The 18,097-nt window shown below is 43.5% G+C and carries 18 protein-coding genes and 1 riboswitch; of the genes, 7 read left to right on the plus strand and 11 right to left on the minus strand.

Translation table 11 applies throughout. The features are described 5' to 3' along the window. Positions 1–8: 8 nt before the first annotated feature. From rplT to MTX11_RS01775, 5 genes are all read right to left on the minus strand, one after another. Positions 9–368 (minus strand): 50S ribosomal protein L20, encoded by a 360-nt coding sequence (gene rplT / locus MTX11_RS01755; protein ID WP_004647525.1) that lies wholly within the window; start codon positions 366–368, stop codon positions 9–11. Positions 369–379: 11 nt separating this feature from the next. After that, positions 380–574 carry a 50S ribosomal protein L35 gene (gene rpmI / locus MTX11_RS01760; protein ID WP_004278281.1) on the minus strand — a complete coding sequence of 65 codons (195 nt, stop codon included), beginning with the start codon at positions 572–574 and terminating at the stop codon, positions 380–382. Between the two features lie 194 nt (positions 575–768). Continuing rightward, entirely contained in the window at positions 769–1,191 is a 423-nt protein-coding gene (locus MTX11_RS01765) for a YqaA family protein (protein ID WP_004732949.1), read from the minus strand. Between the two features lie 7 nt (positions 1,192–1,198). Beyond that, a complete protein-coding gene (locus MTX11_RS01770; protein ID WP_004732951.1) occupies positions 1,199–1,489 on the minus strand; it encodes a hypothetical protein in 291 nt (96 codons plus the stop codon). Positions 1,490–1,563: 74 nt separating this feature from the next. Then, positions 1,564–2,184, minus strand: coding sequence for a glutathione S-transferase family protein (locus tag MTX11_RS01775; protein WP_004732952.1), 621 nt, complete (start codon positions 2,182–2,184; stop codon positions 1,564–1,566). A gap of 283 nt (positions 2,185–2,467) precedes the next feature. Here MTX11_RS01775 and MTX11_RS01780 point away from each other — a divergent pair, with 283 nt between their 5' ends. Both MTX11_RS01780 and MTX11_RS01785 read left to right on the plus strand, forming a co-directional pair. Next, a complete protein-coding gene (locus MTX11_RS01780) occupies positions 2,468–2,923 on the plus strand; it encodes an Hsp20 family protein (RefSeq protein WP_004732955.1) in 456 nt (151 codons plus the stop codon). Positions 2,924–3,027: 104 nt separating this feature from the next. Further along, complete coding sequence (locus MTX11_RS01785) at positions 3,028–3,579, plus strand: hypothetical protein (protein ID WP_243474211.1); 552 nt, start codon at positions 3,028–3,030, stop codon at positions 3,577–3,579. A gap of 43 nt (positions 3,580–3,622) precedes the next feature. Here the strand turns inward: MTX11_RS01785 and infC are convergent, their stop codons facing one another. The 4 genes from infC to MTX11_RS01805 all read right to left on the minus strand — a co-directional run bounded on the left by infC (position 3,623) and on the right by MTX11_RS01805 (position 8,793). After that, positions 3,623–4,174, minus strand: coding sequence for a translation initiation factor IF-3 (infC, locus tag MTX11_RS01790; RefSeq protein ID WP_071850398.1), 552 nt, complete (start codon positions 4,172–4,174; stop codon positions 3,623–3,625). 5 nt (positions 4,175–4,179) lie between these two features. Continuing rightward, positions 4,180–6,102: a threonine--tRNA ligase gene (gene thrS, locus MTX11_RS01795; RefSeq protein WP_004278291.1), complete on the minus strand. Its 1,923-nt coding sequence runs from the start codon at positions 6,100–6,102 to the stop codon at positions 4,180–4,182. A gap of 224 nt (positions 6,103–6,326) precedes the next feature. After that, positions 6,327–7,496, minus strand: a complete 1,170-nt coding sequence (locus tag MTX11_RS01800; protein ID WP_243474212.1) for an alanine racemase — start codon at positions 7,494–7,496, stop codon at positions 6,327–6,329. A 10-nt stretch (positions 7,497–7,506) separates the two neighbouring features. Beyond that, positions 7,507–8,793 carry a D-arabinono-1,4-lactone oxidase gene (locus tag MTX11_RS01805; protein WP_243474213.1) on the minus strand — a complete coding sequence of 429 codons (1,287 nt, stop codon included), beginning with the start codon at positions 8,791–8,793 and terminating at the stop codon, positions 7,507–7,509. 233 nt (positions 8,794–9,026) lie between these two features. Here MTX11_RS01805 and MTX11_RS01810 point away from each other — a divergent pair, with 233 nt between their 5' ends. After that, positions 9,027–10,667, plus strand: a complete 1,641-nt coding sequence (locus tag MTX11_RS01810) for an acyl-CoA synthetase (protein WP_243474214.1) — start codon at positions 9,027–9,029, stop codon at positions 10,665–10,667. Between the two features lie 125 nt (positions 10,668–10,792). On the opposite strand, the gene trpB is transcribed toward MTX11_RS01810, so the two are convergent. Together trpB and MTX11_RS01820 are read right to left on the minus strand one after the other, a co-directional pair. Beyond that, the gene (gene trpB, locus MTX11_RS01815; RefSeq protein WP_004732965.1) at positions 10,793–12,037 is read right to left on the minus strand and encodes a tryptophan synthase subunit beta; all 1,245 of its coding nucleotides are present in this window, start codon (positions 12,035–12,037) and stop codon (positions 10,793–10,795) included. Continuing rightward, positions 12,018–12,662, minus strand: a complete 645-nt coding sequence (locus MTX11_RS01820) for a phosphoribosylanthranilate isomerase (protein WP_243474215.1) — start codon at positions 12,660–12,662, stop codon at positions 12,018–12,020. Before MTX11_RS01820 ends, trpB begins: the two co-directional genes overlap by 20 nt. Positions 12,663–12,807: 145 nt before the next feature. After that, a riboswitch (cobalamin riboswitch) is annotated at positions 12,808–13,018 on the plus strand. A gap of 38 nt (positions 13,019–13,056) precedes the next feature. Here MTX11_RS01820 and MTX11_RS01825 point away from each other — a divergent pair. From MTX11_RS01825 to MTX11_RS01840, 4 genes are all read left to right on the plus strand, one after another. Next, positions 13,057–14,892 carry a TonB-dependent receptor plug domain-containing protein gene (locus MTX11_RS01825; protein WP_005103300.1) on the plus strand — a complete coding sequence of 612 codons (1,836 nt, stop codon included), beginning with the start codon at positions 13,057–13,059 and terminating at the stop codon, positions 14,890–14,892. 102 nt (positions 14,893–14,994) lie between these two features. Then, on the plus strand, positions 14,995–15,579 hold the full coding sequence (locus MTX11_RS01830; protein ID WP_005103298.1) for a cob(I)yrinic acid a,c-diamide adenosyltransferase: 585 nt from the start codon (positions 14,995–14,997) through the stop codon (positions 15,577–15,579). A 142-nt stretch (positions 15,580–15,721) separates the two neighbouring features. Then, positions 15,722–16,435: a glycerophosphodiester phosphodiesterase gene (locus tag MTX11_RS01835; RefSeq protein ID WP_114541340.1), complete on the plus strand. Its 714-nt coding sequence runs from the start codon at positions 15,722–15,724 to the stop codon at positions 16,433–16,435. 445 nt (positions 16,436–16,880) lie between these two features. Continuing rightward, entirely contained in the window at positions 16,881–18,047 is a 1,167-nt protein-coding gene (locus tag MTX11_RS01840; protein WP_243474216.1) for an acyl-CoA desaturase, read from the plus strand. Positions 18,048–18,097 lie beyond the last annotated feature (50 nt).

An 18,097-nucleotide genomic window follows, 5' to 3' on the forward strand; every position in this document is an offset into this window, starting at 1 on the left:
ATAAAGACTTATGCAGCCAATGCATCTTTAGCTTTAGAAGCTAAAGCAGCAAACGCAACTGCGTCATGCATAGCGATGTCAGCAAGTACGCGACGGTCGATAATCACTTGAGCTTTTTTCAAGCCAGCGATCATACGGCTGTACGACAAACCATTTTGACGAGCACCAGCGTTGATACGTGCAATCCACAAAGCGCGGAATTGACGTTTCTTCTGACGACGGTCACGGTAAGCATATTGACCAGCTTTGATTACCGCCTGGAACGCTACGCGGTAAACGCGTGAACGAGCACCATAGTAACCTTTAGCGCGAGCAAGAATTTTTTTGTGACGGCGATGAGCCTGTACACCACGTTTTACACGAGCCATTTATAATCTCCTTAGATGTACGGGCACATACGACGAACTGAAGCAACGTCACTTACGTGAACCATTACACAGCCGCGCAATTGACGAATACGCTTAGCAGATTTTTTGGTCAAAATGTGGCGTTTGAACGCTTGTTTACGCTTAAAACCGTTAGCAGTCGCTTTAAAGCGTTTAGCTGCACCACGGCGAGTTTTCATCTTAGGCATAACAACCTCTTTTGAACACCTGTTCGGCTCGTTTGCACCATTACAAAACGACCTGCAGGTAAGGGAGCGAGTATTCTAAAGCATCTTTGTTTAAAACAAAAGCATCTTCACCCAATAAGCGAATTTAAAGAATGATTTTAGGATTTCAGTCTGAAAAAATATCCAAGACTGAATCAGGAAAATTATTTTCAAGTTTAGAACATGGCAAAGGCCGCATAGACAAACAGATAACGTCCAATTTTAGCGATGCTGACCATCAGCAGAAAACGGACGAGGTTTTCTTTTAATAGTCCCGCAATCAGGGTAATCGGATCACCAATGATAGGCACCCAGCTCAGCAGTAAAGACCAGTAACCATATTTCTGATAGGTCTTTTGCGCCTTGAGCATCTTATCTGCTGAAACCGGGAACCACTTTTTATTTTTATAATGTTCAATCTTGAGACCCAGATACCAGTTCACACAAGACCCCAGAATATTGCCCAGACTGGCCACGGCAATTAACAGCACTGCATGCTGCTTGTTCTGCACTAAAAGCCCCAGCAAAACCGCTTCAGACTGTAAAGGTAGTAAGGTCGCTGCACCAAAGGCCGACAGAAACAGTAAAAATAGGCTCATTACAGCATTAATGGCTCAAGCCCATTTTTTTCTTGGCTTTACTGTATTCCCAACTGGACCAAACGACTGCCGTCACCATCGCCATGATCCGCGCCCACTTATACTGCTCATTGAGCGGTGCAATTGCAGCACGGAGAATCTGCTGATCTTTGGTATTTAGGGCAGCAATCACCTGATCGATATGCACAATTTCAGCAACATACAGCACTAAACATGCAGCAATGCCGAAAAGAATGCTCCAGTAAATTCGGGTATTACTTTCAACAATCTTGGTAAAGTTCAGAAGAAAATCGTTCATATATCCATCCAATAAAAAACCACCGTAAGGGTGGCTTTATTTGCTTAAGGCTATTTTAACATAAAGGCAGACGCTTAACTGACCTGTATTGCCAACGCTTTCTGAACCGCAGGACGAGCATTCAAACGATCGATATATTTGGAAACTTCAGGATAGTCTTCCAGAGTGATCTGCTGCCAGTCATGCCGTAATAACCAAGGGAAAATGGCCATATCTGCAATCGAGTATTCGCCAGCCACATACTCCTGCCCGACCAGCTGTTTATTCAACACCCCATATAAACGCTTGCTTTCATTGACATAGCGCTCTGTGGCATAAGCAATCCGCTCAGGTGCAAAACGGCTAAAGTGATGATTTTGCCCGAGCATCGGCCCCAAACCGCCCATTTGCCACATCAGCCACTGTTCGACCTGAATACGCTTCACTTCATCGGCTGGATAAAACAGACTTGTTTTGCGACCCAGATATTGCAAGATCGCACCTGACTCAAAAATTGAAATGGCGCGGCCATGTGGCCCATCCTGATCAACAATTGCCGGGATTTTATTATTGGGAGAAATAGCCAGAAAATCGGACTGGAACTGGTCATTTTCCAGAATATTGATGGGAATAATTTGATATTCCAGCCCCATTTCTTCTAGAGCAATACTAATTTTATGGCCGTTGGGGGTGCCCCAATAATATAAATCGATCATTTTCTTCTAATACTCCCTGCACTTTTACTATGCGACGATGTACTCAACATAGAGGATTTAGAAAGAAACAACAAGTCTGCATTTTAAAATTATTTTTCAATAAATATCAGAATCTTATTAAAAATTTATATATTTTTTTCTTTTTGATCTTGAAAATTTCAGCTCCAAACACATATTTATTTCTGCATAAGGATTGCGTCAATCTTATGCGCTGTTGATGTCTGACATGACAGATCTTATTTTCTTGTTTTTATAACTTTGCTTTAGTGAGAAGGTTCTAATCATGAGTAACTTAAATCTTCATCCATTATTTCGTCGTAGTATTGGCTTTGATCGCTTGAATGACTTTATTGACTATGCCATGCAAAGCGATGCACCGAATTACCCACCGTATAATATCGAAAAGCGTGGTGAGAATAATTACCGCATCGTGGTGGCAACTGCGGGTTTTCGTCAGGAAGAACTCGACATTCGTCTGGAAAATAAGTTGCTGACCATCCTAGGCAAGCCTGAAAACCAGAGCAATGACAGTATTGAATTCCTGTACAAAGGCATTGCGCGACGTGCATTTAAATTGTCTTTACGTCTGGATGAATATATTGAGGTACAACAGGCAGACTATGAAAATGGTTTATTGATCATCGACTTGCAGCGCATTATTCCAGAAGAAAAATTGCCACGTCAAATCCCGATTGGCAATAAACTGCTCATTGCAAACGATGAAAAATCAGTGGAATAAGCTTGATTAAGTACGCAAAGGAAGGTCCGAAAGGGCCTTTCTTTTTGGCTACAGATTACCTAAGCTCATTAAGGCAATACGCTTTCTGATCATAAAAATAAACCATGAATGTGCCAGAAAACATCCTGTTTCATCAAGCTAGCCCGATCATGCGCACTACGGGATATTTGCTGTTTTGTTATCCGGTCGGAATATTCAGCATTTTTTATTTCAGCAGTGTGCGTAGCAATTCCAGTTTTTTCCAAGGACTATTATTTTTATGGCAGGAGTCTCCTGACTTTTATATTTATATTGGCGGCTTTCTTGGTCTTTCGCTGCTTATGCCGGGAACCAAACTCAAAATAACCTCACAAGCCATTTATTATACTTTGGCCGGTTTCCGCATCAGCCTGTGCTTAAAACGACATTCCGTACAGTATAGTTTTCTGAATCCGCGCTATGATTCTCTCAAAGCGCACCTCAAACGCTGGCTCTATAACATGCCAGCGCATGTGATTAGTCAACGCGATGGCACTTTGGATTTTAAATTGTGCCAGCCCGGTCTGATGAATCAAATTTGTCTTGGATTTTTCCGGATTCAGCTGTCGATGTTTTCCCGCCAGCAAGCTCAACAGATTATGTACGCCATACAAAGCGCCTGGAATTTTAAAGAATAAAAAAAGCCCTGCATATGCAGGGCTTTTTTCGCTTAATGAGTGCTTACTTTTTCTTTTTAGGACCAAGTAGCATACCCATTTGACGCCCTTCCATTTTCGGCATCTGCTCAACAGTACCGAATTCAGCCACGTCAGCTTCAATTTTTTGCAATTGAGCTAGACCCAACTGTTGGTGCGCCATTTCACGACCACGGAAACGAAGCGTGATTTTCACCTTGTTACCTTCTTCAAGGAACTTGATGATTGCACGTAGTTTTACGTTGTAATCACCAACATCAGTACCCGGGCGTAGCTTGATTTCTTTCACCTGGACTTGATGTTGTTTTTTCTTCGCTTCTTTCTGCTTTTGCTTAAGATCAAACAAATGCTTGTTGAAGTCCATAATCTTACATACTGGTGGCTCAGCGTTTGCTACGATCTCAACAAGATCAAGTTCAACACTTTCTGCTGCGCGTAGGGCGTCAGCTAAGCTTACAATCCCTTTTTGCTCACCATTTTCGTCGACAAGACGGACTTCTTTCGCACGAATTTCATCATTCAAGGCAGGACGGTTTGATTTGTTACCGCCCTGTTGATTACGGTCAGGCTGTTTAATCGCTGTTACTCCACAATGTACCGGCCGCGTTCGGCTACGGCTGCTTTTACTAGGTCAACGAAAGCATCGATTGACATAGTACCCAAATTTGTTCCTGAGCGGGTACGCACGTTTACGGTACCTTCCTCGACTTCACGGTCCCCAAGTACCAGTAAGTAAGGAATACGCTCTAATGTACGTTCACGAATCTTAAAGCCGATTTTCTCATTTCTCAAGTCAGAAATTGCACGGATACCGTTTTCTTTAAGTTTTGCGACGACTGACTCACATGCCTCAGCTTGAGAATCGGTAATGTTCATCACACACGCTTGCATTGGTGCCAACCAAGGTGGCATGAAGCCTGCGTAGTGTTCGATCAGTATACCAATAAAACGCTCGAAACTGCCAAGAATTGCACGATGTAACATTACTGGCTGATCGCGGTCATTATCTTCAGTGACATAAGAAGCATCTAGACGTTCTGGCAAGTTAAAGTCACACTGAATGGTACCACACTGCCAGACACGACCTAAGCAGTCTTTCAGAGAGAATTCAATCTTCGGACCGTAGAATGCGCCTTCGCCTGGTTGAAGTTCCCACTCAAGACCTGCAGCATCTAAAGCATCTGCCAAAGATTTTTCTGCCATATCCCAAAGCTTGTCATCACCCACACGTTTTTCAGGACGCGTCGACAACTTCATTTGTACTTCTTCAAAGCCAAAATCTTTGTATACATCCAGTGTCAATTTGATAAAGTCTGCAACTTCAGGACCAATCTGCTCTTTGGTACAGAAAATATGCGCGTCATCTTGGGTAAAGCCACGTACACGCATAATGCCGTGTAAAGAACCTGATGGTTCGTTACGGTGACATGAACCGAATTCTGCTAAACGTACAGGAAGATCACGGTATGACTTCAAGCCTTGATTGAACACTTGTACGTGACAAGGACAGTTCATTGGCTTCACCGCATAGTTACGGTTTTCAGAATGCGTGGTGAACATATTGTCTGCATAGTTAGCAGCATGTCCTGATTTTTCCCACAGCGTGAAATCAACCACTTGCGGTGTACGGATTTCTTCATAACCGTTGTCTTGCTGAACTTTACGCATGTACTGTTCAAGAACCTGGTAAATGGTCCAGCCGTTCGGATGCCAGAACACCATACCTGGTGCTTCTTCTTGCATATGGAACAAGTCTAGCGCTTTACCGATTTTACGGTGATCGCGTTTTTCAGCTTCTTCAATACGTTTTACATAGGCAGCAAGCTGTTTTTTGTCTGCCCACGCTGTACCGTAAATACGTTGTAGCTGTTCGTTTTTCGCGTCACCGCGCCAGTAAGCACCAGAGATTTTAGTCAACTTGAACGATTTGAGGAATTTGGTATTTGGTACATGCGGACCACGGCACATATCCAAATAATCCTGATGGTAGTACAAGCCCATTTGGGTTTCTTCAGGCATGTCTGCGATCAGGCGCAATTTGTATTCTTCGCCACGCGCAGTGAATTCAGCAATGACTTCATCACGCGGCGTCATTTTTTTCACAACATCATAGTCTTGATCGATGAGCTTTTTCATACGCTCTTCAATCGCTGCCATGTCGTCTAAGGTAAACGGACGTGGCATCCAGATGTCATAGTAGAAACCTTCTTCAATGACTGGACCAATGACCATCTTTGCTTCTGGGAACAGTTGCTTAACCGCATGACCGACCAAATGCGCACAAGAATGGCGAATGATCTCGACACCGGCTTCGTCTTTAGGCGTGATGATTTGTAGTGTTGCATCTTCAGTGATGAGATCAGACGCATCAACCAAACGATCGTTGACACGACCAGCAACTGTATTTTTTGCAAGACCAGGACCAATGCTAAGTGCAACGTCCATCACAGATACGGCGTGATCAAACTGTTTTTGATCGCCATTTGGCAAAGTGATAATTGGCATAAGAAATCCTTAAGGAGTGATGCCCCGTACCATGGAGCATATCACCGCGAGATTATGATCGAGGCACAGCCTCAAAAGATAAAAACGGTGGATAAATAAAATCGATTCGAATTTTACACGGCTTGGCCGCATGATTAAACCTTTTCCCAATAAAAATAAGATTTACCATCAAATCTGTGCCAGATCGTTAAAGGCTTAGGCTCATTTTTCAGTTCAGAATGTAGTTATTCCCGGAACGTCTGCCACTGGAGAAACTTCCCTTCTGCATAGACATACAGCTGTGCGAATTGCGGGATGATAGCTTCACTTTGTGTCGGTCTTAAAAACACATAATCATCGACATGAATATCGCACTGCATGGGCATCTGAAGTATTTCCTGATTGCTGCTGCGGCCATACAATACATGCGGCCGGCTTTTTTCAGGGTAGATATAATCCGCTCGCCAATAGCCTCCGTAAATAAATACGGCTTTATATTGATGAGGAAGATAATTCAGCAGCTCCAGACCGGGAATCTGACTACAAGGCAACACTTTTAAAATGGGTGCGGCAATCCATAAAGCACAGCTTAAAGCGGACAAATTTTCCAGATCAAAATCACTCGGCTTAAGCAGCATCGAGCCAAAGGCCAGATCATTACAGACACTTTGCTGGCAATGCTGCATAAAGGTTGGACTTCCCCCACCGTTAAAACACAAACCTTCATGCCATAAATCCGGGAATTTTCGCTGAAGAATACTTTTGTATTGTTGATACATCTGCTGCGATTGCTGATAACTTTTGTCGGGACTTTTCAAAATTTTTGGCAGTTTGGCGACATGTGCATCATAGCCCATTAGACCCGAAAGTTTGAGATAAGCCGCGTTGTGCTGAATCAGCTTCATTAAGGCTATAAATTGCTGCTGCGTTTGTACGCCGCCACGATGCAGGCCCACATCAATTTCAATGTTTACATGCAAACGAATATTGAGTCGTTGTGCGAGCTGAAGATATTGTTGCAGATGTTCTACATCATCAATCAGCCATTGAATACTTCCTTGATCATTGATTTTATTTTGATCAGATAAAGTTTGATAAAAAGATTTTAGCGCCTGAATTGGCATCGGTTTTCCCAACAGAATATCCGCTTGTGAAAATGCCTCCATAATTCCCGCAAGATGCGGCAGATGAAAAACCATAAAGCGCTGGGTATTCAGCTTTTCACTGGCCAGTTTGAGTAGCGGAATACTCGCCAAGGATTTCACCACCAGACGCGGTTGTAACTTCGCAGGCAATTTCGACTGCATAACCTCCAGATTATGTCGATATTGCGCCAAATCCAGAATCAGTTGCGGTGTGCCAGTGCCCTGCCGTTTTAATTCCTGCGTCAGTTGCTGAAAATAATTTGATTGCATCGCCCTCTCCTCATTTCCCAGATAAAAACAATTCTTTTAAATATGGATTCAGCCATTTTTGCTGTGGATCCAATTGCTGACGTAGCACCATGAAATTATCCCATTTCGGGTAGAGTTCGCGCAGTGATGCTGCGCTCATACTATGTAACTTGCCCCAATGCGGTCGTCCCTGATATTTCTGTAAAATCGGCTCGACCAGATCAAAAATCGCATGATAATCCTGTTTATAGAACTGATGAATGGAAATGGAAACTGAATCGCGCTGATAAAAAGGACTCAGCCAGATTTCATCGCCTTTGACATAACGGAACTCGATCGGGAAAAACATCGGCACCTTATGCTTCCTTAAAGTCGCTAAAACCTCTTGCAGACATTGCAAACCTTGCTCAACCGGAATCTGATATTCCATTTCATTAAATCTGGTATTGCGCGGGGTCGGAAAAATCCGGGATGACCAATCTACATAGCAAGTCGATTTAACAAACACACTCAGCAGTTTTTGCAGATAGGGATTTGTCTTTGGGAAAAGTCGCGTCAATTCCGAACATACGGTTAATAAAGTATCTTCCGAAGGCCAGCTTTCCTGTCTCGGCTGAATGTCATCCTCCGTGTCATCCAGGGTTTTCAGTATCACCTGATCGGCATGCAGAAAAGCCCAAAAATCAATATGTCGGTGCTGATGTTTCCATTGACCAATATGGGTAAATATGTCTTTTAATGAACAGAGCTGGATCTGTTCTTTTAGTTTATATCGTGGTCGATTTTGCAGGGTTATTTGGGTCAATATGCCTAAGCTGCCCAATGCCACCCGTCCAGCCTGAAATATCTCAGCATTCTGCTCACGATGACATTGCAACAGCTCTCCATCCGCGGTCAGTAATTCAAAGCCTTCCACGAAAGCAGAGATGCAAGGTAAATCGATGCCCGTGCCATGCGTTCCGGTAGAAATCGCTCCGGCCAGACTTTGCTGGTCTATATCGCCCTGATTGATTAAGGCCTGATTGATCGGTACCAGATCTTTCCCCAAATCATATAAACGCGTCCCGGCCCGCACGGTGCATTGGGTTTTCTCTTGATCAAAGGCAACGATACCTTTGAACAAATCGAGATTAAGCAACACCTCATCTGTTTTGGCCAATGGGCTAAAGGAATGTCCTGCACCCACTGCACGAATGTGTGCATGGGTCTTCACTAAACTTTGTAATTCACTGATCTGGCTGGGCTGAACAATCCGAGCAGCACTGGACTGGCTCCCCGACCAGTTTCGCCAAATTTTATCCGCCTGTTGTATTTTCATTATTATTCTCTGGCTTATATTATTTTAATGATTCAACTAGAGTAAAATACCTAAAAAATCAAACTTGGGAACCCAGGCGTTCAAAACATTTAAGTAGGGTTAAATATTTTTATTAATATTCAATTACTTAGGATTTGTAAAATCGTACTCGACTAAAGCATAAATGCAAGATTTCTGAGAAATACATATCTTTTCAAAAGGATATGAAAATAAATATAGAACGGAGTTTTACAATGGTTAGCGCATATGATGAATTACCGCGTACCCCCGCGAATTTTGTAGCCTTATCACCTTTACGCTATCTTGATCGTGCAGCTTATATCTATCCAAACCAGAACGCGATTATTCACGGTAAGCGTCGTATTACCTGGCGTGAGAAATACAACCGTTGTCGTCAGTTTGCCAACCAACTCCAAAAATTAGGCATCGGTAAAAATGATACCGTGTCTGTCTTACTGCCTAACGTCCCTGCCATGATCGAAGCGCATTTTGCTGTGCCGATGGCAGGCGCAGTTCTGAATACCTTAAATACCCGTCTGGATGCCAAGACCCTTGCTTTCATGCTAGAACATGCTGAAAGTAAAGTGTTATTGGTCGATCCTGAATTTACCGCACTAGCGACTGAAGCACTCGCTCTAGTTTCACAAGACATTTATGTCATTGATGTGGCCGATGTAGAGTTTGAAGGTGAAGATCAACGTATTGGTCAAATTGAATATGAAGACTGGATTGCGCAAGGCGACGCAAACTTTGAATGGCATCTACCTCAAGATGAATGGGATGCCATCAGCTTAAGCTATACCTCGGGCACCACCGGCAACCCGAAAGGCGTGGTCTATCATCATCGCGGTGCCTACATTAACGCAGCCAGTAATATTATTGCCTGTGGTATGACACCACGTGCCACCTATTTATGGACACTGCCGCTATTCCACTGTAATGGCTGGTGCTTTGCCTGGACCATGGCAGCCAACGGCGGAACCAACGTTTGCCTGCGTAAAGTCGATGCTGAACTGATCTTTAAGCTGATCGCTGAACATAAGGTCGATTACTTCTGTGGTGCACCGATTGTTCTGTCGATGTTGATTAACGCGCCTGAAGAGAAAAAGACCAAGATTGATCACCGTGTCGAAGTGATGGTCGCGGGTGCTGCACCGCCAGCTGCGATTATCGAAGGCATGCGCAATATCGGTATTAATGTAACGCATGTTTACGGCTTGACTGAAACCTATGGCCCTTCGGCACTCTGCGCTTCACAGGCGGGATGGAGCGATCTGTCTATTCAGGAACAGGCACAGTTACATTCACGTCAAGGCGTACCGTATCCATTGCAAGATGGCATGAAAGTGCTTGATCCGGATACCATGCAGGAAGTGCCGCATGATGGCCAGGCCATGGGTGAAATCATGTTCCGTGGCAATATCGTGATGAAAGGTTATCTGAAAAATCCTGAGGCGACAGAAGAAGCCTTTGCCGGTGGCTGGTTCCATACGGGAGATCTGGCAGTTTGCCAACCGGATGGCTATGCCAAAATTACCGACCGCTCCAAAGACGTGATTATTTCCGGCGGAGAAAATATTTCATCGCTTGAAGTGGAAGAAGTGCTGTATCAACATCCGGCGGTGCTGACTGCTGCGGTAGTCGCCAAGCCTGATCCACGCTGGCAGGAAGTGCCATGTGCCTTTATCGAACTCAAAGAAGGAACAAAAGCCACAGAAGAAGAAATTATAGAATTCTGCCGTGAGCATCTGGCCCGTTTTAAAGTGCCTAAGGATGTGGTGATCACCGAAATTCCAAAAACCTCGACCGGAAAATTACAGAAATTTGTTTTACGTGAATGGGCCAAAGAACGTGCGCAAGGTGAATTTTCTTAATTCCATACAAGCGTGTTCTTTCAAAATCTACTCAATAAAAAATCGTGCTAAGAAAACTTAGCACGATTTTTATTTGAAATAACCTTTCCTCAACCCTCTCCTATAAGGAGAGGACTTTAAGGAACTTACATCTCTACCATTTCCACGCCATCAATGCGTGCCACAGTCATCAAATCTTTATCACCACGACCTGAAACCGTCGCAATAATAATTTGATCTTTATCCATGGTCGGTGCAAGTTTAGTGACATAAGCCATAGCATGTGCGCTTTCTAACGCCGGAATAATGCCTTCAATCTTGGTCAAGTCGCGGAAACCCTGTAAAGCTTCCTGGTCATTGATCGGTACGTATTTCACGCGATCCATATCTTTCAGGAAACTATGTTCCGGACCTACACCCGGATAATCCAGACCTGCAGAAATTGAATGGGTTTCGATGATCTGGCCTTGTGCATCCGACATCAGGTAAGTTCGGTTACCATGCAGGACACCGACATGACCGGCATTCAATGGCGCAGAGTGCTTGCCTGATTCAATCCCATGACCTGCTGCTTCAACACCATACATTTTCACGTCTTGGTCATTCAGGAATGGATAGAACAAGCCCATTGCATTAGATCCACCACCGACACATGCTACCAGGGCATCTGGTAAACGGCCAGCCTGTTCCAAAATTTGACGGCGTGCTTCACGACCGATGATCGACTGGAAATCACGAACCAGCTGCGGATATGGGTGTGGACCTGCCACGGTACCAATCACATAATAGGTTGAATCAACATTGGTCACCCAGTCACGCATGGCTTCGTTCATGGCATCTTTCAATGTTTTGGAGCCACTTTCTACCGGCACAACCGTCGCGCCTAATAAACGCATACGGTAGACGTTCATCGCCTGACGTTTTACATCGTCTGCGCCCATGAATACTACACATTCAAGACCTAAACGTGCTGCAATTGTTGCCGTTGCTACACCATGCTGGCCTGCACCTGTTTCGGCAATAATACGTTTCTTGCCGGAAAGCTTCGCCAGTAAGGCCTGACCGATTGTGTTATTTACTTTGTGCGAACCGGTATGGTTCAGGTCTTCACGTTTCAGGTAAATCTGTGCGCCACCCAACTCTTTCGACCATCGTTCAGCATGATATAAAGGACTCGGACGACCGACGTAAAACGCCATGTCACGGTCAAATTCTGCCAAAAACTGCGCATCATCTTTCATACGGAAATAGAGCTTTTCCAAGTCTTCTAAAGCCGCCATGAGTGTTTCTGACACAAAACGTCCGCCATGAATACCGAAATGCCCGCGTTCATCCGGGAATTGGGTATAGTCAACTGCCTGACTGTTCTGGCTAGTACTTTGCTGATCCACGATGGACTCCTTGCATAAAGCGTTCTATGAGTTGTTGGTCTTTAATACCTTTTGCGGACTCGACACCGCCACTCACATCGACGGCATACGCCTGTGTGGTGAGAATTGCCTGTTCAATATTGTCAGGATTTAAACCGCCTGCCAAGATCAAGGGAATATTGAGTTTGGGAAATGTGTCCCAATCGAAGCTGTGCCCTGTGCCACCTTTCAGATCAGGATGCCATGCATCTAATAGCACTGCGCTTGCGCCTGCATCTTGATAACCTTGAATTTCTGCGACTGCATCCAGGTCAGGTTTTACCTGAATGGCTTTATACCAACGGCGTCCGACCTGCTGGGCGATAGCCTGACACTGTTCAGGTGTTTCATCGCCATGAAATTGTAAAATATCCAGTGGAACGGTTTTCAGAATATCCTGAATTTCATCTGCGTGACTATTCACAAATAAACCCACCGCCTGTACATAAGCTGGAACCGACTGAATCAGGATTTCAGCCTGCTCTAAAGTGACATGCCGCGGACTCGGTGGATAAAATACAAATCCTATCGCGTCACAGCCAGCATTGGCTACGGCATGTACATCTTCAACTCGGGTGATTCCACAAATTTTGGCACGGGTTCGCATATTATGTTGGCTCTAGATCTACCAATGTATTGAACAATCTGTAAGATTGGGGCAAATCATTGTAATGCAATTTTTCTGACTTGCGTAAAAGTTCATCCGGATTATTCTCGATGCAGATTGTTTATAAGGCATACAAACTTTATACTGCGCTCACTTTGCAGCAAGTCCAAGCCTTCAGGCTTTAGGGAAGCTGGTGTAAATCCAGCACTGCCCCCGCAACGGTAAAAAATGAAACGTCTATCAATTTAAACTCTTCGGTTTACACCACTGCATCTTGATGTGGGAAGGTGGATATACAGCAAAGTCGCTGCTTTGCACATTTAAGTCCGGAAACCTGCTTGTTGTGTTCTATAACTCAATCATTCACGGGGAAGTGAATGTAGGGAGCTTTAACATGTCACTTCATTGTCAACCTACTGCCTTGGTAGGTGCGATCGCACTTGCGTTGGGTACCACTTCATCTGTTTTTGCTAACGAGCAAAAAGTTGCGAAAGCATCTTTAGATACCATTGTGGTCACGGCAACTCGCTCTGCAGAAAACATTGAAAATGTACCAGCGCGTATTTCGATTATTGAACCTGTAATTCTTGAGCAATCACCTCTTAAAGCACTACCAGATTTACTCAAAACAGACCCAAGTATTAATGTCGTGCAATCGGGTGGTTATGGCCAGCAAACTTCTATTTTTTTACGCGGTACCAATTCCAATCAAGTTTTAGTACTACGTGATGGTGTTCGTTTAAATACAGCCACCACAGGTGCAGCGTCTATTCCTTTTTTAGACACCACTGATCTTAAACAGATTGAAGTATTAAAAGGCCCTGCGTCTGTGCTTTATGGTACAGACGCAATTGGTGGTGTAGTGCAGTTTGTAACAAAAACGCCTGAAAAAACGAGTGCCTTTGTAACAGGTGAAATTGGTGAGAATCAAACCTACAAATCAATTATTGGGGCTGACTTGGCAGAAAATGGGGTGTATGCGCAGATTCGCGGTCAAGTTTTAGAAACTGACGGCACACCTGTATTCAATATCAATGACAACCGTGACTACAGTTATGATCAAAAAGGCTATAGTGCAAAATTCGGTATTGAAAAAGAGCGTTATGCAACATCACTCGATTACAGTCAAAATTCAGGAAATGTCCAATACAGTAATTGGGGTGCATTTTCCAGCCAAGATTTTGAAAATAAAATTGTAAACTTAAAAGGTCGTATTAATCCAACACAAGCCACTGAAATTAATGCACGTCTATCTCAGTTTAAAGATGACTTAGATCAGGTCACATCAAGCAGCTTTGTACATAGCACCACGCAAGAAGCAGAAATCTATGGCAAATGGAATTTCACAGCAGCACAAAATGTTTTACTGGGCATTACCCAGCGTAATACCGATGCAAAAACCCAGGCTATTGATGAAGATATTAATTCAACAGGCTACTATATTCAGCATCAGTATCAGACAAATAGCTTAAGCACTCAGATGGGTGTGCGTGTCGAAGATAACGAAAAATTTGGCTCACATACCGTTGCACAAGGTGGTATCCGTTATCAATTGCTCCCTAATACCAGCATTTATACCAATATTGGTTCAGCATTTAAGGCACCGACTTTAAATGATATGTATGCTTTTGGCGGCAATGATCAACTGAAGCCTGAAGAAAGCATTTCGTATGAAATGGGGATAGATCAAAAACTTCCATTAAATATTTTAGTAGGTGCTTCCGCTTTCTATACGGAAGTCGATAATTTAATTAATTCGGAATGTATTATTGATTGTGGAGAAGAGTGGCTTCCAACTACTGTTTACCAAAACCAAAACATTGATGAAGCCAAGATGACTGGCGGCGAATTGACGGCACAATGGGCAAAAGATCAGTTCTTTATTAATGCCGGTTACACTTATGTCAAAACTGAAGATACGAAACAGAATTCAGAGCTATTACGTCGCCCTCGTCAGTCATTCACTGTATCGACAGGTCTACAAAATGCCGATTACGGTTTAAGTGCTGCAATGGTAGCAAAATCGAAAGCGAAGGACTTTAGTCGTGATATTCCAGGTTATGCACGTGTTGACTTAAATGCATATTGGAATATTAATCCAACAGTTAAACTGTTTACTAACATTGAAAATGTCGGTGATGTGAAATACAAAACTGTGCATAGCGCTGGTGACCAGTACTATGTGAACGGTGGCCGTCTCGCTTCTGCAGGCATCACCTTTAAATACTAAGCTCTAAACAGCAAAAAACTTTAAAACAGCGCAGTTTATGGATAATGTTATGACCGACATTATCCTTTTTTATTATCTTCATTAAAAATTCAAGGAACACATATGGGCCACCGTTTAAGCAAAATCTACACCCGCACAGGCGATTCAGGTACCACAGGACTCGGTGATGGCTCACGTGTTGCCAAAGATGATTTGCGTATCACAGCACTCGGTGATGTCGACGAACTAAATGCCGTGATTGGCGTATTACGTGCACAAATTTCAGCAAGTAACATTGAAGATCAAGCTACTTGGGATAAATCTTTAAGCCTGATCCAGCACTGGTTATTTGATCTGGGCGGTGAAGTGTGTATTCCGGGTTTTAATCTGGTGCAACCGGTATCGATTGAGTTTCTGGAAAATGATATCGACCGCATGAATGAAGCTTTGCCGATGTTAAAAGATTTTATTCTGCCTGCTGGAACGTTGGTGTGCAGCTTTGCCCATCAGGCCCGCGTTGTTTGTCGTCGTGCAGAACGCAGCGTGATGTCGGTACATCACCGTGACCAAAACATTCAGGCAGCGTCACTGCAACTACTTAACCGTTTATCGGACTGGTTATTTGTAGCATCACGTACCCTGCAACGTGCTGAGGGCGGTTCCGAAGTGCTGTGGCAAAAAAATATCAATGACAGCATCGAAAAGTAAAATTATGTTTCAAGTTGCTATCTAAAAATACACGTCAGATGTCTCTTGATTTTACAGAACATCTGACGAAAATAGAAAGTGTCACTCTTCTGTCACGTAGCCCTAGCAAAATGAACTTAACTTTCCCACTCATGAGCATCTTATGCGCATAATTGGTCATCGTGGTGCACGTGGCGAAGCCCCTGAAAATACCTTGGGCGGTTTTCAATATATTCAGGAGATCGGCATTCGCGCCGTTGAGTTTGATGTCCGTCAGCTCAAAGACAATGCCTTAATCATCATGCATGATGACGACTTTGTGCGTACCACCGGTTTGCAGAAGCATCTATACGAGTGTAACCGTCAAGATCTTACCCAATATAATCACGCAGTGGCCTGGTCAGAATGGAATAAAATTGAATCGACCCCACTGCTCGATCAAACCTTAAATGTCATTCGAAATTTCGAGCATATTGAAGTCGAAATTAAAAGCGTAGCATCTGAAGCAGCAGCTGAAAAAATCGCGTTTGAAGTCGAACAGCAGTTACAAGGCTATGAGCAGGCAGCTATTATTACCAGCTTTGATGCCAAAATTCTGGATGCTTTCAAACAGCAAAACTCACGTTTAAAACGCGGTTTATTGATTGAAACCGATGTCAAACATCAGGCCATTGATCAGGCGCTGGAACTTGGATGCTGTCATATTGGCTGGATGGATGAACTGGCCAGTAAAGACCTGATTCAGGCCACTCAGGCTGCCGAGTTGAATATCAGTGTCTGGACAGTGAATGATGTCACCCGTGCCAAACAACTGCGAGACTGGGGGGTTCAGGGGCTGATTACCGATTATCCAAAATTGATGCTACAACAACTCTAAATAATTTTTGCTCTCTTAACCTTGATTGATCTAGGTATTTCTTGACCCAGTTCATTTCGATAATGCAATAATGAAAGTGTGAATCTTCCTTAATCAGATTTTATTTGAAAGTGAAATGAAGTTGTCCAACCTCTATATTCTGCAAACTCCCTAATCATATTGTAGAAATTATGAACAACGATTTTCATCTGATTCATTCTGTTTCAATTTTCTGAAAGAGTGATAATCCTCAGTCACTTAGTCGGAAATCAGAGCCTGTCTACGCTCGCAAAATGGTCACTTCTGCCCTACTTATTCTGTTACCGACAAGTACAATACAACCGTACAATAATGCTAGTGATGCCTTAGGGCACATGCTAATATGGACAAGATAGGCTGCTGTTAAAACCAACAGTAGTTTCTGCTTTTTGTTATACCTTCCGAGGTTCTAGGAGTGCTGTTGGAGATGAATGCTCCCTTACCCAAAGCCCCCATCAACTGGATTGCTGTGTTTGCATTGGTATTTTTACCGATTGTAGCCCTGATCGCGATTCCGTTGTATGCGTATCACCATGATTTTAGCGCTGCCGCTTGGATCAGTATGTTTGTTTTACTGGGCGTAAGCAGCCTCGGCATTACAGCAGGATACCATCGCCTGTGGGCACATCGTGCTTATGAAGCCACTTTACCATTAAAAATCATCTTGATGATTATGGGTACATTTGCTGTACAGAACAGTATTTTATTCTGGGCATCTGGTCACCGTACTCATCACCGTCATGTCGATGATGTTGATCAAGACCCGTACTCGATCAATAAAGGCTTCTGGTATGCACATATTGGTTGGATGTTACGTGATTATCCATCAGGTGTAGCCAATTATAAAAATGCGCCAGATCTGTTAAAAGACAAAGTGGTGATGTTCCAGGACAAATACTACGTTCCTTTAGTGATTGCTGTTCATGCTGCGATTTTATTGCCAATTGGTTGGGCAGTCGGCGATGTCTGGGGCGTGTTGCTGCTGGGTGGATTAATGCGTTTAATCCTGAGCCATCATGTAACCTTCTTCATTAACTCACTTTGCCACATGTGGGGAAATCGTCCTTATACCGACGAAAATACTGCACGTGACAACTTCGTACTCGCGGTTGCAACTTGGGGTGAGGGTTATCATAACTATCACCACATTTTCCAATACGATTACCGTAACGGCGTAAAATGGTGGCAATACGATCCAACTAAATGGTTGATCTGGACTTGTTCTAAACTTGGTTTAGCTAAAAACTTGCGCCGCATTCCTAGCTTTAATATCAAAAAAGCGGAATTGGCAATGAAGTTTAAATATGCTGAACAGGATCTTGCGGTATATGGCCATGATGTTTCTGAAGATATCTCGGCGGTAAAAACCAAGATCGCACAGGAATATGATGCATTTACCCAAACTTTAAATGACTGGGCGAAGCTGAAAGAACAGGAAATTCAGGTCAAGAAAGCATCGATGGCTGAAAAAATCCATCAGATGGATGACAAGCTGAAAGTTGAATTCCAGCTGGTTGAACAGCGTCTTTCTCATCATCGTCAAACCTTGAATCTACTGGTTCGTAATTTGAAAAAATCTGCAGTTTCTCAATAAAAGCTGTTGAACACTAAAGCCCCGATTGGGGCTTTTTTTATGTCCGAAAG

This window comes from Acinetobacter lwoffii (assembly GCF_022809915.1).
Classification (GTDB): domain Bacteria; phylum Pseudomonadota; class Gammaproteobacteria; order Pseudomonadales; family Moraxellaceae; genus Acinetobacter; species Acinetobacter lwoffii_M.

Excerpts from the sequence above, each read along its gene's own strand:
- MTX11_RS01770 (WP_004732951.1), bottom strand. The coding sequence starts at position 1,489 with ATGAACGATTTTCTTCTGAACTTTACCAAGATTGTTGAAAGTAATACC.
- rpmI (WP_004278281.1), bottom strand. The coding sequence starts at position 574 with ATGCCTAAGATGAAAACTCGCCGTGGTGCAGCTAAACGCTTTAAAGCG.
- thrS (WP_004278291.1), bottom strand. The coding sequence starts at position 6,102 with ATGCCAATTATCACTTTGCCAAATGGCGATCAAAAACAGTTTGATCAC.
- MTX11_RS01780 (WP_004732955.1), top strand. The coding sequence starts at position 2,468 with ATGAGTAACTTAAATCTTCATCCATTATTTCGTCGTAGTATTGGCTTT.
- MTX11_RS01835 (WP_114541340.1), top strand. The coding sequence starts at position 15,722 with ATGCGCATAATTGGTCATCGTGGTGCACGTGGCGAAGCCCCTGAAAAT.
- MTX11_RS01825 (WP_005103300.1), top strand. The coding sequence starts at position 13,057 with ATGTCACTTCATTGTCAACCTACTGCCTTGGTAGGTGCGATCGCACTT.
- MTX11_RS01800 (WP_243474212.1), bottom strand. The coding sequence starts at position 7,496 with ATGCAATCAAATTATTTTCAGCAACTGACGCAGGAATTAAAACGGCAG.
- MTX11_RS01805 (WP_243474213.1), bottom strand. The coding sequence starts at position 8,793 with ATGAAAATACAACAGGCGGATAAAATTTGGCGAAACTGGTCGGGGAGC.
- MTX11_RS01830 (WP_005103298.1), top strand. The coding sequence starts at position 14,995 with ATGGGCCACCGTTTAAGCAAAATCTACACCCGCACAGGCGATTCAGGT.
- rplT (WP_004647525.1), bottom strand. The coding sequence starts at position 368 with ATGGCTCGTGTAAAACGTGGTGTACAGGCTCATCGCCGTCACAAAAAA.
- MTX11_RS01785 (WP_243474211.1), top strand. The coding sequence starts at position 3,028 with ATGAATGTGCCAGAAAACATCCTGTTTCATCAAGCTAGCCCGATCATG.
- MTX11_RS01775 (WP_004732952.1), bottom strand. The coding sequence starts at position 2,184 with ATGATCGATTTATATTATTGGGGCACCCCCAACGGCCATAAAATTAGT.
- MTX11_RS01840 (WP_243474216.1), top strand. The coding sequence starts at position 16,881 with ATGAATGCTCCCTTACCCAAAGCCCCCATCAACTGGATTGCTGTGTTT.
- MTX11_RS01820 (WP_243474215.1), bottom strand. The coding sequence starts at position 12,662 with ATGCGAACCCGTGCCAAAATTTGTGGAATCACCCGAGTTGAAGATGTA.
- MTX11_RS01765 (WP_004732949.1), bottom strand. The coding sequence starts at position 1,191 with ATGAGCCTATTTTTACTGTTTCTGTCGGCCTTTGGTGCAGCGACCTTA.
- MTX11_RS01810 (WP_243474214.1), top strand. The coding sequence starts at position 9,027 with ATGGTTAGCGCATATGATGAATTACCGCGTACCCCCGCGAATTTTGTA.